The following is a 13,168-nucleotide window of genomic DNA, read 5'->3' as shown; positions in this document are numbered from 1 at the left end:
TCACAGCACGTCCCTGGCGTCGAAATTCACGATGACGTCGCGCCAATCGTCGTAATAGGAAGCAAATTGCGCGGGAATGCGCAGCGGCGAGCAGCGGCGCGTCGCGGTCAGCGCCGAATCCGCCGCGACCCGGAAGAGCGGGTCCGACGAGGAATTGGTCACGCTCGCCTGGCCGATCAGCGAGCCGTCGGTGTTGAGCTTCATGCGCACCTGCGGCACCACCGGCTTCGAGGCGCTCTGCAGCGCGATCGGCACGTTCCAGCACTTCTGCAGCTGTTCCTGGATGATGCCCATCAGCTGCGTGCGCAGCGACGGCGAGAGCTTCTGCGAGGAGCCAGTCTGCGTGCCGAGCGATGCGGTACGGTTGATCTGTGGCGCGCTCGAACCCGAGGACTGCGCCTGCTCCTTCGATTGCAAGAGCTTGGCGATGTCGTTCGGGTTGAAATTCTTGGCGATCTCGGCCTCGCGCTTCGCCTTGGCTTCCGCTTCGCGCTTCGCCTTGGCCTCGGCGGCGATCTTGGCCTTCTGTTCGGCCTCCGCTTTCGCCCTGGCTTCCGCTACCGCCTTCTCCTTGGCAGCCTTTGCCGCCTCGGCGCGGGCCTGCGCCTCCGCTTCGGCCTTCGCCTTGGCGGCGGCCTTTTCTTCCTGCTCGGCCTGCTTGGCCTTGCGCTCGAGCTCGGCCTCCTCGGCGAGCTTCGCCAGCTCATCGCGGCGCTGCTGTTCCTCGCGGGCGGCGGCCTGCTCGGATTTCTGCGGCTGCTGCTTCACCGGCTCGGCCGGCGGTGTCGGCTTCGGGCTCGGACGCGCAGGCGGCAGCGGCGCGGCGGCATTGTCCTCGGCGACTTTCAGCTCGGCCGGGCGCGATGGCGGCGCCGGCGTATCCTGCTTGGCCTCGCCCGCTTCCTTGCGCTCGACGATCTCGGACTGGCGCTCGGCCCGCTGCTGCGGCTTCTCCTGTACCTTCTCCGCCTGGCGCTCGCCGCGGGTGACCTGGTTCAGCGCCGAGGGATCGATGACCTCGACGGCGATCGCCTCCTGATGCTCGGGCAGCGGCGCCGTGCCGGCAAAGGCCAGCAGCCCCGCGACCAGGACGGTCGCGTGGCCCAGGGCGGAAACCGCCAAGCCCGGCTCTGAGCGCGAAAGCATCAACGCGACGGCACCTTCTCGTTCAACGCGAATGCGGTTCGGTGACCAGCGCCACGCGCTTGAAGCCGGCGCTGGTGATCGTCGCCATCACCGAGGCGACGCGGCCATAGTCGACCTGCTTGTGGCCGCGCACATAAATGCGGTCCTCGAAGCCCTGCTTGGCGAGGCCTTGCAGCTTCTGCACCAGATCGGGCTCGAGCGTCGGCTGGTCCTGCAGGAAAATCTGGCCCTTCTCGTCGATGGCGATGGTGATCGGCTTCTGATCGACATTGATCGGCTTGGCGCCGGTCTGCGGCAGGTCGATCGGCACGCCGGTCGCGATCAGAGGAGCTGCCACCATGAAGATGATCAGCAGCACCAGCATGACGTCGATGAACGGCGTCATGTTGATCTCGGCGATGGCTCCGTGACGGCGCGGACGACGCCCACGGCGTCCCCCGGCCTTTGCGCCGGCTGCGGCTGACATGCCCATCGTCTAAGCCCTCACGCGGCCAGGCGTTCGTCGATCTGCCGCGACAGGATCGCGGAGAATTCGTCGGCGAAGGCCTCGAGCCGGTTCTGCGCCTTGGCGACCTCGGCCTGCAGCTTGTTGTAGGCCATCAGCGCAGGAATCGCGGCGAACAGGCCGATCGCGGTGGCGAACAGCGCTTCGGCGATGCCTGGAGCGACGACGGCGAGGGAGGAGTTTTTCGAGACCGCGATCGCGGTGAACGAGGTCATGATGCCCCAGACCGTGCCGAACAGACCGATGAAGGGCGCCGAAGAGGCGATGGTCGAGAGCACCAGCAGCTTCGATTCGAGCCGCTCGGCCTCGCGCTGGATGGTGACGTCGAGCACCTTGTCGATGCGAGCCGAGAGGCTGGCGACCGAGCGCCCGCCATTCTCGAACGAGCGCTTCCATTCGCGCATCGCCGCGACGAAGACGGCGGCCATGTCGTTGACCGGGCGGTTGGAAAGGTCGCGATAGAGCTCTTCGAGCGAGCGGCCCGACCAGAACACCTCCTCGAACGCGTCCATGTCCTGGCGCGTGCGGCGGTAGAGCAGGGTCTTGTCGATGATGATCGACCAGCACCAGATCGACGCCGCCAGAAGCCCCATCATCACCAGCTTGACGACGATATGGGCGTGCCAGAACAGCGTCCAGAACGACATGTCGACCTGCGGCGCGGCCTGCGCGATCTCCACGGCGGGGTTCATCCTGTCATCCTTCTCTCTCGAGCCGCTACCGGCCAGGCCATTGCGACCTGAACTAATCCGGCTCTGGCCGACGCGAAACCGAGTGCGGCGCCACGCAGCCTGTTCTTCGCGCCGCGAAGCTCGCGCCGCCGCCCGTTTCTGCGCTCCGGGGATATGCCACTGACACCAATTACCGCTGAATTCGGCGAAAGATGGGCCAAACGGCGATGTTCCCGGGCGCCAAGGCCCTTGTGTCCCGTTAAGTCACCGTCAAGGTTAAGGGCCTGCATGGTTAATATCGCGTTATGACGGCCCTGCGGCCGTCAGCGGGCGACGCAGCGACGACCGGGGGTTGGAGCGATGCGGTTTGGCGAATGGCTGGGGGGCCAAGTCCGGAACTATGCCCGGAACTATGTCTGGAACCGCACGACGCTCAGCGCCGTCCTGATCGCCTCGCCGGCGATCCTGTCCTCGATCGCGACCTTCGCCATCTCGAACTCGCTCGACCGGCGCAGCGCCCGCTTCACCGAAGAGCGCGACGGCATCACCCGCGACCTCGGCGCGCTCGACGGCCAGGTGAAGAGCTTCGAGACCTTGCAGCTCGGGCGCGGCGCCCTGCTCCTCGTGCTGAACGGCTCGCAGGCCGACATGCAGTACAAATATCTGCTCGACCGGCTGTTCCGGCTGAACGCCAAGCAGGCCGTGCGCCGCATGGCGGCGATCGTCCATCCGCAGGACTGGCAGGGCCGGATGGCGCCTTATGACGCCCTCGTCGATCAGGAGTACAGCGACGCGAATACGGTCCACGCCATCCAGGCGATGGAGAACGCAATGATCCAAGAGGCTGGAGCGCGGCTGACCGCTCTCCAGCTCCGTCACAACATCGTCACGGGGCGCATCGCCAAGATCGACAGCCTGAAAGCCCAGATCATAGCAGTCCTGGCTTCGCTGACCTCCGCTCTCACCATCGTGATCTTCTTCGTGACCACCAACAAGAAATCGGCGCCGCCTCCCGCAGCAGCTCCTGCGGACAAACGCCAACGGCCCGCTTCGGTGAGGAAGCGGGCCGCCGACGGTCGTCAGCTCTGAAAAGGGGGCGCGCTTTCCGTGCGACCGTTTCGGTCGCACGATCAGAATTCGCGCCAATTCAAATGTTGGAGCATGTTCTCATCGCAAAAGTGGTTCCCACTGTTTGCGGAACATGCTCTCAGGCGCTTTCGACAGTATCCGTGCCGGTGCTGGGGCGGCGCGTATTCATGAACTCGTCGAACTCGGCCTTGTCCTTGGCCATGCGCAGCCGGCCGAGGAAATCATGGAATTCGCGCTGCTCATCCTCGAGACGGCGCAGCGTCTCGTCGCGATACTCATCGAAGGCGCGGTTGCCGCTCGAGGACGGGCCACGGCCCCAGCCGCCGAAGCCGCCGCGGCTGCCCCACTGCTGGGCTCCGCCCATGCGCTCGCGCAGGCGTTCCATCTTGTCCTGCAGGCGATTCATCCGGTGCTCATAGCGAGCCGGTCCGCAACCATGTCCCATGCGTCCACTCCAGAAAAGAAAAGCCAGGGTCGCCAGACCCAGCGGCCAGAAGATGATGAAGCCGAGCACCGCGAAGGCGATCCAGGCTCCCTTTCCATATTCGTCAAGCTTCGCGACGATCGGCATCGATCCCTCTCGAAACAGAATGGCAACGACGGATGCCGCTGCCGGCCAACCTCCCGTTCGGCTCCATCTTGGAGAGAGGGACGAATTCACCGATCAATCGATCGGATCCGGCCCTCGCCGACCGTGTGAATGTAAATCACATTCACATATCTGGACGCAACTGCCAAGTCTTTCAAGACGACGGACTCAAATTTTTGCGCCGAGACCTTCCCTGCCTTGTCATCCCGGACAAGCCGCGTCAGCGGCGCCGATCCGGGATCCATTCCGGAGCCTTTCCGATAGAGGTTCCGGAATGGATCCCGGGTCTCCGCTTCGCTACGCCCGGGATGACGATGAACTGAAGACCTGAGCCTGACCGTCAGCCCGCCTGCTCGGGCGGCAGGCCGAGGCCCTTGAGATAGATCAGCATTCCGGCTTCGAGCAGATCGGAGGCCGACATCGGCAACGGCCGCCGACCCGCATCGGCGCGGCCGAACAGGGCGGCGACGCCGTGCGACATCGCCCAGATATGCAGCGCCATCATCAGCGCCGGCGGGCGCTTGCCCTGCGGCAGCGCCGCGATCAGCGTCTCCGCCGCCTGGCGCAATTGCTGGAAGGAACGGTCGGCGGCGGCGCGCAGTTCCGGACTGGCATCGAGCGGCACCCCGGCCTCGAACATAGCCGAATAGAACGCGGGCTGGTCATGGGCGAAGGCGAGATAGGCCCGGCCAAGCCGGTGGAAGGCCGTCTCCGGATCGGGCTTGCCACTGTCCCAGGCCTTGGCGAGCGCCGCCTCGAAGGCTGCGAAGCCATGGACCGCGACGTCGGCCAGCAATTCGTCGCGATCGCGATAGTGGCGATAGGGCGCCGCCGGGCTGACGCCGGCCATGCGTGCGGCCTCGGCGAAGGTGAAGCCGTTCGGCCCCTTCTCGCCGATCAGGCCGAGGGCGGCGCGGACCAGCGCCTCCTTGAGATTGCCGTGGTGGTAACCCCGCGGCTGCTCGGGCTCGTTGCGTTTCCAGCTCATGTTACGGGCCCTAACATGGCGATCCGCCAGCGTCGATGCCAGCGGCGGCAGGAGCGATCAGAGGATTTCGAGACCCAGGCGATGCCGCAGCACGTCCGGGATACGCCGCGCCTTGCCGCCGCCGACGCAGGCGACCTTGACCTGCGCCGTCACCAGAACCTCCTCGCCGCGCAATATGCGCTGGTCGAGTTCCATGGTCGCGCCGCGCGCCAGGATCGGCTTGGTCTCGATCGTCAGGAGATCGTCCATCACCGCCGGCCTGACGAAATCGATCAGCATGCGCCTGACCGCAAAGCCCAGCGCCGCATCGCCGTCGAAGAGCTCGCGCTGCTCGATGCCGAGATCGCGGATCAGTTCGGTCCGGCCGCGCTCCATGAAGCGCAGATAGGAGGCGTGGTAGACGACACCGGAGAAGTCGGTGTCTTCATAGTAGACGCGGACGGAGATGCTGTGAGCGGCGGCCATAACGGTCTTTCTGGGAGATAACGCGGGCGTTCTAGACCGCCACGCGCACCCCGGACAACCTCATGGCCTTCTCGCGTCGCTCAGCGCTTGCAGGGCTTGCCCATGAACGAACCGCAATCATAGGGCTGCGACAGATCCCGGCGGACAGAATTCTTGCCGACGCCGATATCGTCGATGCGCCAGCCACCGCCCTCCTCGACCATGCGGAACGGCACGGACATCGCCTTGCCGAAGCTGCGGAAGCTCGCCGTCACCAGCGCCTTGCCCGCAGCCGGAGCCTGCGTGACCGTGACCTTGAGGTTCTTTACCTCGCCGTCCTGGCCCTGAATGAACGGATCGGCACCAATATGGCCGATATCGCCGCTCTCGTCCTGATAGCGATCGTCGCGGGCGAACAGCGCCGCCAGGCTCTTGCTCATCAGCGCGTCACGATGCGGCGGGCGCCAGGGCGGCTCGCCGCCGCCATCCAGGGTCTTCTGCGTGACCGCATAGGCCTTGCGCACGGTGGCGTCGGGCGTGGGCTCGGCGGCATGGCCAGCCATGGAAACCAGCATCAGGCCGGCCAGCATCAGCGCAGATCGCATTATCGTTTCTCCCAGCCTCGCCTGTTCGAACCCGACGACAGCACGATGCGCAGGAGGCCGCATCATCCAAATGCGGGACAACGCTATCGCGCGGCCTCAGCCCTCGTCATCATCCCCGAACAGGCCGAACTGTGCGCCCTCCCGGTTCGGCTCGGGCATGCCGAGATGCCTAAAGGCGTGCGGCGTCAACAGGCGGCCGCGCGGCGTGCGTTGAATGAAGCCCTGCTGCAGCAGGAAGGGCTCGATGATCTCCTCGATCGCGTCGCGCGGCTCGGAGAGCGAGGCGGCGATGGTCTCGATTCCGACCGGGCCGCCGCCGAAATTGATCGCGACGGTCGTCAGGTAGCGCCGGTCCATCTGGTCGAGGCCGATCGCATCGACATCGAGCAGGCCGAGCGCCTTGTCGGCGACCTTGCGGGTGACGATCGCGTCGCCATCGACGATGGCGAAGTCGCGCACGCGCCGCAGCAGCCGGCCGGCGATGCGCGGCGTCCCGCGCGAGCGCTTGGCGATCTCATTGGCGCCGTCATCCGACATCGGCACGCCGAGCACCCTGGCGCCGCGCGCGACGATGCCCTGCAATTCCTCGACCGTGTAGAATTGCAGGCGGATCGGAATGCCGAAGCGGTCGCGCAGCGGCGTCGTCAGCAGACCAGCTCGGGTGGTGGCGCCGACCAAAGTGAACTTCGGCAGATCGATCTTGACCGAACGCGCCGCCGGCCCCTCGCCGATGATCAGGTCGAGCTGGTAATCCTCCATTGCCGGATAGAGGATCTCCTCCACCGCCGGGTTGAGCCGGTGGATCTCGTCGATGAAGAGCACGTCGCGCTCTTCGAGATTGGTCAGCTGCGCCGCAAGGTCGCCGGCCTTGGCGATCACCGGGCCAGAGGTCGAACGGAAGCTGACGCCGAGCTCGCGCGCCACGATCTGAGCCAGCGTCGTCTTGCCGAGGCCGGGCGGGCCGACGAACAGGACGTGATCGAGCGCATCGCCCCGGCTCTTGGCGGCATTGATGAAAACCTGGAGGTTCGCGCGCGCCGCCGCCTGCCCGGTGAAATCCGCGAGCGACAGCGGCCGCAGCGAGGCCTCGCTGTCGTCGTCGCGCCGCTCTGGCGTCATCAATCCCGGTCTTGCTGTGCTCATGGCGTTCCGCTGCCGCTAGCCTCAGGCGGTTGATCTCGCCAGCGTCTCAAAAAACGCGTGAACCGAGTCATCAGAAGGCCAGCGCCGCCGCTCGCAATAATTGCCGTCGGACCACCCCATGGCAGCGGCAGCCGGGATTCGGACTGATCGATAATCGGTATGAAGGCCATTGCCACTCCCGCCCCAATACAGAAACCGGATAGCGTGATCCAGCGCTCGTGGACGAGATGATGTGAAACCAGCGAGACGACGGCCCCGGTGACAAACACGGCCGGCCCGACAATCACAAGCGCGAGCAATGCGAGCAACGCGTAGATCGAGCCAGATAGGTTGAGACCGTCCAGTCCAGCGCTGACAGTCTGCGCCCAGCCAGCAGTTGGCAGGCTGGCGAGCGCCGAAAGCGCTATATGGAGCACAAATGCGATCAACGGGCCGAGCGCCAGGAAACAGATCGCATGAAGGATGACGCTCTCGACCGATCCTAGCCTGCTCGCCGAGCCTGCCGTCACAACTCGATCTCCAGCTCCAGCGCATCATGCACCGGGATGTCCTGGTAGCCGGTCTTGATGATCGTCGGAACCATCGCGCGATAGGCGTCGATCGCCTCGATATAGAGGCCGGAGAAGCGAAAGCCATGCTTCTGGTAGAATACCAGGGCCGGCATATTGTCATTGGTGAGCATCGCCCTGAGCTTGCGCGCACCGGCCGCCTTGGCCGCAGCCTTCACCGCCTCCAGCATGCGCGAGGCCGCACCCTCCCCTTCCTTGAGGGAGTGCAGCGCGCAGAGCACCGCGATGTCGCCGTCTCGGGCCCAGCTCGCCACCGCCAGCAGCTCGCCCTCGGCCGTGAACATGCCGATCAGGGGCAGCTCGGCGCAATCATACAGCTTCGAGCCGATCATCATGCGATGCGAGCCCCAATGCCGCATCATCAGCGCGAGGAAGGTCGACTTGTCGGCAATCTCGCGGAAGATCACCGCCGGTCCCTTCTTCATTTCGCCAGCTCCTTGAGGCCGAGCCGGATCAGTTGCGCCGTGCCGGCCCCCTCGCCCGCGTCACGCGACGCGGCTGCGACCGCCGCAACAGCCTGCGCCTGCGGATAGCCGAGATTGGTCAGCGCCGAGACGGCGTCCGCCACCGGCTGCGGCAACCGCTTGTCCTCGAGCGCACCCGAGAGCTGCGCCAATGCCGGGTCGACATGGCCGAAGGCCGGCGCCTTGTCCTTCAGCTCGGCGCAAATGCGCTGGGCGAGCTTGGGACCGACGCCGGGCGCGCGCGCCACCGCCGCCTTGTCATTGGTTGCGATCGCGGTCGCGAGCGCGACGGGCTCGAGCGTCGAGAGGATGGCGAGCGCTACCTTGGCGCCGACGCCCTGCACCATCTGCATCAGCCGGAACCAGTCGCGCTCGTTATCCGACATGAAGCCGTAGAGCCGGATCGCGTCCTCGCGGACATGGGTTTCGATCGAGAGCGCCGCCGCCTCGCCGATCTTGGGCAAGCGCTGCAGCGTGCGCGAGGAGCACTGCACGACATAGCCGACGCCCTGCACGTCGACGATGACGTGGTCCTCGCCGTACGAATCGATGAGGCCCTTGAGCTTTCCGATCATGCTCCCTGTTAGCATGACGGCAAGCTGCCGCCAGACCGGATCATTCGCGGCGTTCATGCGTTCTCCACCGGCGATTTGGGGGATTCTTCCGCATGCTGACGAAACACCGCAACCTGCGGACCGGCCGCTCGGTCTGGCAGGGCGAACGGCCACCGCGCTTTCCCAAGCAAGGCATCACGGCTGACACGGAGAGCGACGTCGTGATCATCGGCGCAGGCATCTCCGGCGCGATGCAAGCCGACATGCTGAGCGAAGCGGGCTTCAGCGTCCTCGTCGTCGATCGCCGCGGCCCCGTGCGCGGCTCGACACCTGCGAGCACCGCCCTGCTGCAATACGAGATCGACCAGCCCCTGATCAAATTGACGCGCCAGATCGGCGATGAAGCCGCCATCCGCGCCTGGCGCCGCTCGCGCCTCGCCGTCGACGGGCTCGGGGCGCGGGTCAGGGCGCTGTCGATCGCGCCCGTCATCCGTCGCGACTCGCTCTACCTGGCCGGCGATGTGCTGGATGCCGAAGGGCTCGGTCGCGAGTATGAGGCGCGCCGCCGCGCCGGGCTGGAAACGGCCCTGCTCGATGCCGCCGCGCTCAAGGAGGACTTCGGAATCGATCGCGATGCGGCCTTGCTGGGCTACGACAATCTGGAAGCCGATCCGGTCGTGCTCGCCACCGGGTTCCTCCGCGCCGCGGTCGCCCGCGGTGCCCGCATCGCCTGGCCTGTCGAGATCGTCGATCTCGACGCCGGCCCGCGCTCGGTCAGCCTGCGCACCAAGGACGGCCACCGCATCCGCTGTCGGTACCTCGTCTTCGCGACCGGCTACGAACTGCCTTTCGGCGAGATACCGAAAGGGCACCGCGTGCTCTCGACCTGGGCGCTCGCCACCGTGCCGCAGAAAGGCAACCTCTGGCCGCGATGCTGCTTCATCTGGGAGGCGTCCGACCCCTATCTCTATCTGCGCACGACCCGGGACGGCCGCGTCATCTGCGGCGGCGAGGACGAGGATTTCGTCGACGAGGACAGGCGCGATGCACTGCTCGGACGGAAGGTCAAAGCCCTGCAGCGCAAGCTCGGCAAGCTCCTGCCTGAGGTATCGACCGAGGTGGATTACAGCTGGACCGGCACATTCGGCGCCTCGACCACCGGGCTGCCGACCATCGGTCCGATGCCGGGTCTCAAGAACTGCTGGACGGTGATGGGCTTTGGCGGCAACGGCATCACCTATAGCCGCGTCGGCGCCGAGATCGTCCGCGCCGGCCTCACCGGCAAGGGCGACCCCGACGCCGAGCTCTACGCCTTCCGCAGCTGATACTGCGCCAGCAGCGCCCGCGCGCCGCGGTGCTGCGCATGGCAGATCGCGACGGCGAGCGCGTCCGCCGCGTCGGCGCTGCGTGTCTCTGCTCTGGGCAGCAGCACGCGGATCATCGCTTGCACCTGTTTCTTGTCGGCATGGCCGACACCGACCACCGTCTTCTTCACCAGATTGGCGGCGTACTCCGCCACATCGAGGCCGGCCAGCGCCGGCACGACCAGCGCGATGCCGCGCGCCTGTCCGAGCTTCAGCGCCGATTGCGGGTCACGGTTGACGAAAGTCTCCTCGACGGCGACTTCCTGCGGCTGGTGCCGCGCGATCACGCTGGCAATGCCCTCGTGCAATTGCCTGAGACGATCGGCGAGCGGCTGCTTCTCGTCGCTTTCGACCACGCCGCAGGCGATGAAGGAGAGCTTGGTGCCCTCGCTGACGATGAGGCCCCAGCCGGTCTTCCTGAGACCGGGATCGAGGCCGAGAATGCGAATCGGATCGGACATGCGCGAACGCTAGAGCAGGATGCGAAAAAGTGGGAACCGGTATTTCGCAGGAATCCTGCTCTAACTCTTTGATGAGAGATGGATTCAGGTTTCAGATGGAACCGCGAGGCGATTTCATTTGAAATCATCCGGCTCTCAACGCGATCGAGTCGCAGCGGACCTCATCTTTGAACGCAAAGGGGCCGAGGCAACCGCTCCGGCCCCTTCGTTGTGAAGCGAACTCAGGACGTTTCGCTCAGGCGCCCTTCAGCCGGGCATTGCACTGGCTGTAATAGCCGCCGCCCTTCTGGATCCATTTCAATTCGCCGTTCCCGCCATTGGCCTTGTTGGCGTCGTACTGGTCGTTGCAGGTCTTGAAGCGCTGCTTGCCGGCCGAGAGAGTCGAGTACTTGGGATCGACCTTGCTCGGGAACACGACATTGCCGGCCGCGACGGGCTTGGCCGGAGCACTGGCGACAGGCTTGGTCGGGGCTGCCGTCGCAGGAGCGGCGGTGGCGGCAGTTGTCGCCGCAGCGGGAGTAGCGGCATCGCCGCATTGCGCCTTGCGGAAATCGTTCCAGGACTGGCCGCCGAGCGTGTTGCCGGTCTTGGCGGCGTTGTATTTGGTGCTGCACTCCTTCATCGACAGCGCGAGCGCCGGCGACGATGTCTGCAACATGAAACCGCCGCCGAGCGCGAGAAGGCCGGCGGCAAGCGCGAATCTGGTGCGTGTCATGAGCGTCATCCCCTATGGGGCCGGGTGGGCGCTGCGTCGGCCTGGCGGGACATTCCGGTAGGTCACGCGGCAGGAGGACGCTAGGACCGCCAAGATGAACGCAAGATGATGGTTTCCATGAAAGTTTCGTAAGGTATGGCCTCGGCCGCGCCGACCATCCGCCTCCTGCAGGAACCGCCCAGCCGCGGAACAGAGTCAAAGACGGCGCGCAGTCCAGGCATCGATGAACGAGACTCATCGCTGCCATCACTGCAACGGGGGTTGATCGTTTCACAGCTTGCGTGAAGGAAAGAAAATCCTTCTCCGGCGGCATAATGACCGATCTCCTTGCTCTGCTCTTTCCAGGTGTCACGCTAGAGGGCATCGCCATCCTGGTCGTCGCGACTTTTCTCGGTGGGCTGGTGCGCGGCTTTACCGGCTTCGGCTTCGCCATGGTGTTCATGCCGCTCGCCTCGCTCGTGCTCGGCCCGGTCGCGGCGCTCGGGCTGATCTGGGTGATCGATCTGCCCTTCGCCCTGCCATTGGCGGCACGCTCGGCCAAGCGCGCCGAATGGGGCGAGGTCGTCCCGCTGCTGGTCGCGGCGACGCTGACCTTGCCGCTCGGCATCGCCCTCCTCACCTGGCTTGATCGCGAGACGATGCGCTGGCTGCTGGCGCTGCTCGTGCTTGCCGCCGTCGCGCTGATGGCGTCCGGCTGGCGCTATCACGGCAAGCCCGGCATCCCGCTCTCGCTCGGCGTCGGAGCGGCCTCGGGTCTCTGCAACGGGCTCGCCAGCATCGGCGGCATGCCGCTCGCCGTATTCTGGCTCGGCGCCCAGCGCAACGACCGGCACAAGACCCGTGCCAACCTGCAGACCTATTTCGGCCTGAGCACCGTGGTCAGCGGCACGATCCTCGCGCTGAAGGGCATCATCACGCTGGCCTCGGCGCTGATGGCGCTGCCGCTCTTCACTGTCTATGGCGCCGGGCTCTGGCTCGGCACGCATGCCTTCGGCATGGCCTCCGAGCAGGCCTTCCGCCGCATCGCCTATCTGACGATCTTCCTGAGCGCGCTCGTCAGCCTGCCGCTCTGGGACGGGCTGATCGGGCGCTGAGCACTCAGCCGCCGAGCTTGGCCATCACCTCGTCGGCGATCTCGAAATTGGCGAAGACGTTCTGGACGTCGTCGTCATTGTCGAGCGCTTCCATCAGCTTCATCATCGACGCCGCCTTCTCTTCGTCGAGCGGCGCCGTCGTGGTCGGCCGCCAGACCGGCTTGGCCGAAGCCGGCGCGCCGAGCGAAGCTTCGAGGGCCTTGGAGACCTCGTTCAGGGCGTCGAAGGCGCACAGGATGGTGTGGCCGTTCTCATCGGAGATCACATCGTCGGCGCCGGCCTCGATCGCGGCTTCCATCACCTTGTCGGCGTCGCCCACCTCCGGCGCATAGCTGATCTCGCCGACACGGTTGAACATGAAGGAGACCGAATTGCTCTCGCCCATCGCTCCGCCGGACTTGGTGAAGTAGGAGCGCACCGCCGAGGCCGTGCGGTTGCGATTGTCGGTCAGCGCTTCGACGATCACGGCAGTGCCACCGGGTCCATAGCCCTCGTAGCGAACCTCGTCATAGTTGTCGCCCTCGCCGCCGAGCGCCTTCTTGATGGCGCGCTCGATATTGTCCTTGGGCATGTTCTCGGCCCGCGCCGCCAGCACTGCCATGCGCAGGCGCGGATTCATGTTCGGGTCGGGCATGCCCAATTTGGCGGCGACGGTGATTTCACGGGCCAGCTTCGAGAACAGCTTGGAGCGCACAGCATCCTGCTTGCCCTTGCGGTGCATGATGTTCTTGAACTGTGAATGGCCGGCCATACGCCCTGATCTCCGC

At 65.8% G+C, this 13,168-nt stretch carries 17 protein-coding genes; 3 read left to right on the top strand and 14 right to left on the bottom strand.

Annotated features, from left to right (window positions below; translation table 11 throughout):
* Genes tolA through tolQ form a run of 3 tightly spaced genes read right to left on the bottom strand, consistent with a single transcriptional unit; the run spans position 1 to position 2,343 of the window.
* Positions 1 to 1,122 (bottom strand): cell envelope integrity protein TolA, encoded by a 1,122-nt coding sequence (gene tolA / locus BMZ21_RS21275; RefSeq protein WP_208862338.1) that lies wholly within the window; start codon positions 1,120 to 1,122, stop codon positions 1 to 3.
* 46 nt (positions 1,123 to 1,168) lie between these two features.
* On the bottom strand, positions 1,169 to 1,618 hold the full coding sequence (gene tolR, locus BMZ21_RS21270) for a protein TolR (RefSeq protein WP_425285461.1): 450 nt from the start codon (positions 1,616 to 1,618) through the stop codon (positions 1,169 to 1,171).
* 11 nt (positions 1,619 to 1,629) lie between these two features.
* Positions 1,630 to 2,343 (bottom strand): protein TolQ, encoded by a 714-nt coding sequence (gene tolQ, locus BMZ21_RS21265; protein ID WP_091839015.1) that lies wholly within the window; start codon positions 2,341 to 2,343, stop codon positions 1,630 to 1,632.
* Positions 2,344 to 2,682: 339 nt separating this feature from the next.
* Between tolQ and BMZ21_RS21260 the strand changes: the two genes are divergently transcribed.
* Complete coding sequence (locus BMZ21_RS21260) at positions 2,683 to 3,411, top strand: hypothetical protein (protein WP_091839012.1); 729 nt, start codon at positions 2,683 to 2,685, stop codon at positions 3,409 to 3,411.
* 118 nt (positions 3,412 to 3,529) lie between these two features.
* Here the strand turns inward: BMZ21_RS21260 and BMZ21_RS21255 are convergent, their stop codons facing one another.
* From BMZ21_RS21255 to ruvA, 8 genes are all read right to left on the bottom strand, one after another.
* Complete coding sequence (locus BMZ21_RS21255) at positions 3,530 to 3,982, bottom strand: DUF2852 domain-containing protein (protein WP_091839008.1); 453 nt, start codon at positions 3,980 to 3,982, stop codon at positions 3,530 to 3,532.
* Between the two features lie 358 nt (positions 3,983 to 4,340).
* Positions 4,341 to 4,988 (bottom strand): TetR/AcrR family transcriptional regulator, encoded by a 648-nt coding sequence (locus BMZ21_RS21250; protein ID WP_091839004.1) that lies wholly within the window; start codon positions 4,986 to 4,988, stop codon positions 4,341 to 4,343.
* Positions 4,989 to 5,045: 57 nt separating this feature from the next.
* Entirely contained in the window at positions 5,046 to 5,453 is a 408-nt protein-coding gene (gene ybgC / locus BMZ21_RS21245; protein ID WP_091839000.1) for a tol-pal system-associated acyl-CoA thioesterase, read from the bottom strand.
* Positions 5,454 to 5,533: 80 nt separating this feature from the next.
* On the bottom strand, positions 5,534 to 6,037 hold the full coding sequence (locus BMZ21_RS21240; RefSeq protein ID WP_167561699.1) for a DUF3828 domain-containing protein: 504 nt from the start codon (positions 6,035 to 6,037) through the stop codon (positions 5,534 to 5,536).
* A gap of 96 nt (positions 6,038 to 6,133) precedes the next feature.
* On the bottom strand, positions 6,134 to 7,180 hold the full coding sequence (gene ruvB / locus BMZ21_RS21235; RefSeq protein ID WP_091838994.1) for a Holliday junction branch migration DNA helicase RuvB: 1,047 nt from the start codon (positions 7,178 to 7,180) through the stop codon (positions 6,134 to 6,136).
* Positions 7,177 to 7,689 (bottom strand): hypothetical protein, encoded by a 513-nt coding sequence (locus BMZ21_RS21230; RefSeq protein ID WP_091838990.1) that lies wholly within the window; start codon positions 7,687 to 7,689, stop codon positions 7,177 to 7,179. The genes ruvB and BMZ21_RS21230 overlap by 4 nt, the downstream gene beginning before the upstream one ends.
* Entirely contained in the window at positions 7,686 to 8,174 is a 489-nt protein-coding gene (locus tag BMZ21_RS21225) for a GNAT family N-acetyltransferase (protein ID WP_091838986.1), read from the bottom strand. Before BMZ21_RS21225 ends, BMZ21_RS21230 begins: the two co-directional genes overlap by 4 nt.
* On the bottom strand, positions 8,171 to 8,788 hold the full coding sequence (gene ruvA, locus BMZ21_RS21220) for a Holliday junction branch migration protein RuvA (RefSeq protein ID WP_091839432.1): 618 nt from the start codon (positions 8,786 to 8,788) through the stop codon (positions 8,171 to 8,173). The genes BMZ21_RS21225 and ruvA overlap by 4 nt, the downstream gene beginning before the upstream one ends.
* Before the next feature lie 92 nt (positions 8,789 to 8,880).
* On the opposite strand from ruvA, the gene BMZ21_RS21215 reads away from it, so the two are divergent.
* Positions 8,881 to 10,092: an NAD(P)/FAD-dependent oxidoreductase gene (locus BMZ21_RS21215; protein WP_091838983.1), complete on the top strand. Its 1,212-nt coding sequence runs from the start codon at positions 8,881 to 8,883 to the stop codon at positions 10,090 to 10,092.
* Here the strand turns inward: BMZ21_RS21215 and ruvC are convergent.
* Together ruvC and BMZ21_RS21205 are read right to left on the bottom strand one after the other, a co-directional pair.
* Positions 10,074 to 10,592 (bottom strand): crossover junction endodeoxyribonuclease RuvC, encoded by a 519-nt coding sequence (ruvC, locus tag BMZ21_RS21210; protein ID WP_091838980.1) that lies wholly within the window; start codon positions 10,590 to 10,592, stop codon positions 10,074 to 10,076. The two genes, BMZ21_RS21215 and ruvC, sit on opposite strands and share 19 nt — an antisense overlap.
* A gap of 235 nt (positions 10,593 to 10,827) precedes the next feature.
* Positions 10,828 to 11,316 carry a hypothetical protein gene (locus BMZ21_RS21205; protein WP_425285460.1) on the bottom strand — a complete coding sequence of 163 codons (489 nt, stop codon included), beginning with the start codon at positions 11,314 to 11,316 and terminating at the stop codon, positions 10,828 to 10,830.
* A 305-nt stretch (positions 11,317 to 11,621) separates the two neighbouring features.
* Between BMZ21_RS21205 and BMZ21_RS21200 the strand changes: the two genes are divergently transcribed.
* A complete protein-coding gene (locus BMZ21_RS21200; RefSeq protein WP_091838976.1) occupies positions 11,622 to 12,401 on the top strand; it encodes a sulfite exporter TauE/SafE family protein in 780 nt (259 codons plus the stop codon).
* Positions 12,402 to 12,405: 4 nt separating this feature from the next.
* Here BMZ21_RS21200 and BMZ21_RS21195 read toward each other — a convergent pair whose 3' ends face one another.
* On the bottom strand, positions 12,406 to 13,152 hold the full coding sequence (locus tag BMZ21_RS21195) for a YebC/PmpR family DNA-binding transcriptional regulator (RefSeq protein WP_091838972.1): 747 nt from the start codon (positions 13,150 to 13,152) through the stop codon (positions 12,406 to 12,408).
* Positions 13,153 to 13,168 lie beyond the last annotated feature (16 nt).

Origin of the sequence: Allobosea lupini (assembly GCF_900109525.1) — a bacterium.
Classification (GTDB): domain Bacteria; phylum Pseudomonadota; class Alphaproteobacteria; order Rhizobiales; family Beijerinckiaceae; genus Allobosea; species Allobosea lupini.
The sequence above is the reverse complement of the archived record's forward strand: the minus strand, read 5'-3'. Positions and strand labels throughout refer to the sequence as shown.

Coding starts and splice junctions, on each gene's coding strand:
- tolR (WP_425285461.1), bottom strand. CDS start 1,618: ATGGGCATGTCAGCCGCAGCCGGCGCAAAGGCCGGGGGACGCCGTGGG.
- tolQ (WP_091839015.1), bottom strand. CDS start 2,343: ATGAACCCCGCCGTGGAGATCGCGCAGGCCGCGCCGCAGGTCGACATG.
- BMZ21_RS21260 (WP_091839012.1), top strand. CDS start 2,683: ATGCGGTTTGGCGAATGGCTGGGGGGCCAAGTCCGGAACTATGCCCGG.
- BMZ21_RS21255 (WP_091839008.1), bottom strand. CDS start 3,982: ATGCCGATCGTCGCGAAGCTTGACGAATATGGAAAGGGAGCCTGGATC.
- BMZ21_RS21250 (WP_091839004.1), bottom strand. CDS start 4,988: ATGAGCTGGAAACGCAACGAGCCCGAGCAGCCGCGGGGTTACCACCAC.
- ybgC (WP_091839000.1), bottom strand. CDS start 5,453: ATGGCCGCCGCTCACAGCATCTCCGTCCGCGTCTACTATGAAGACACC.
- BMZ21_RS21240 (WP_167561699.1), bottom strand. CDS start 6,037: ATGCGATCTGCGCTGATGCTGGCCGGCCTGATGCTGGTTTCCATGGCT.
- ruvB (WP_091838994.1), bottom strand. CDS start 7,180: ATGAGCACAGCAAGACCGGGATTGATGACGCCAGAGCGGCGCGACGAC.
- BMZ21_RS21225 (WP_091838986.1), bottom strand. CDS start 8,174: ATGAAGAAGGGACCGGCGGTGATCTTCCGCGAGATTGCCGACAAGTCG.
- ruvA (WP_091839432.1), bottom strand. CDS start 8,788: ATGATCGGAAAGCTCAAGGGCCTCATCGATTCGTACGGCGAGGACCAC.
- BMZ21_RS21215 (WP_091838983.1), top strand. CDS start 8,881: ATGCTGACGAAACACCGCAACCTGCGGACCGGCCGCTCGGTCTGGCAG.
- ruvC (WP_091838980.1), bottom strand. CDS start 10,592: ATGTCCGATCCGATTCGCATTCTCGGCCTCGATCCCGGTCTCAGGAAG.
- BMZ21_RS21205 (WP_425285460.1), bottom strand. CDS start 11,316: ATGACGCTCATGACACGCACCAGATTCGCGCTTGCCGCCGGCCTTCTC.
- BMZ21_RS21200 (WP_091838976.1), top strand. CDS start 11,622: ATGACCGATCTCCTTGCTCTGCTCTTTCCAGGTGTCACGCTAGAGGGC.
- BMZ21_RS21195 (WP_091838972.1), bottom strand. CDS start 13,152: ATGGCCGGCCATTCACAGTTCAAGAACATCATGCACCGCAAGGGCAAG.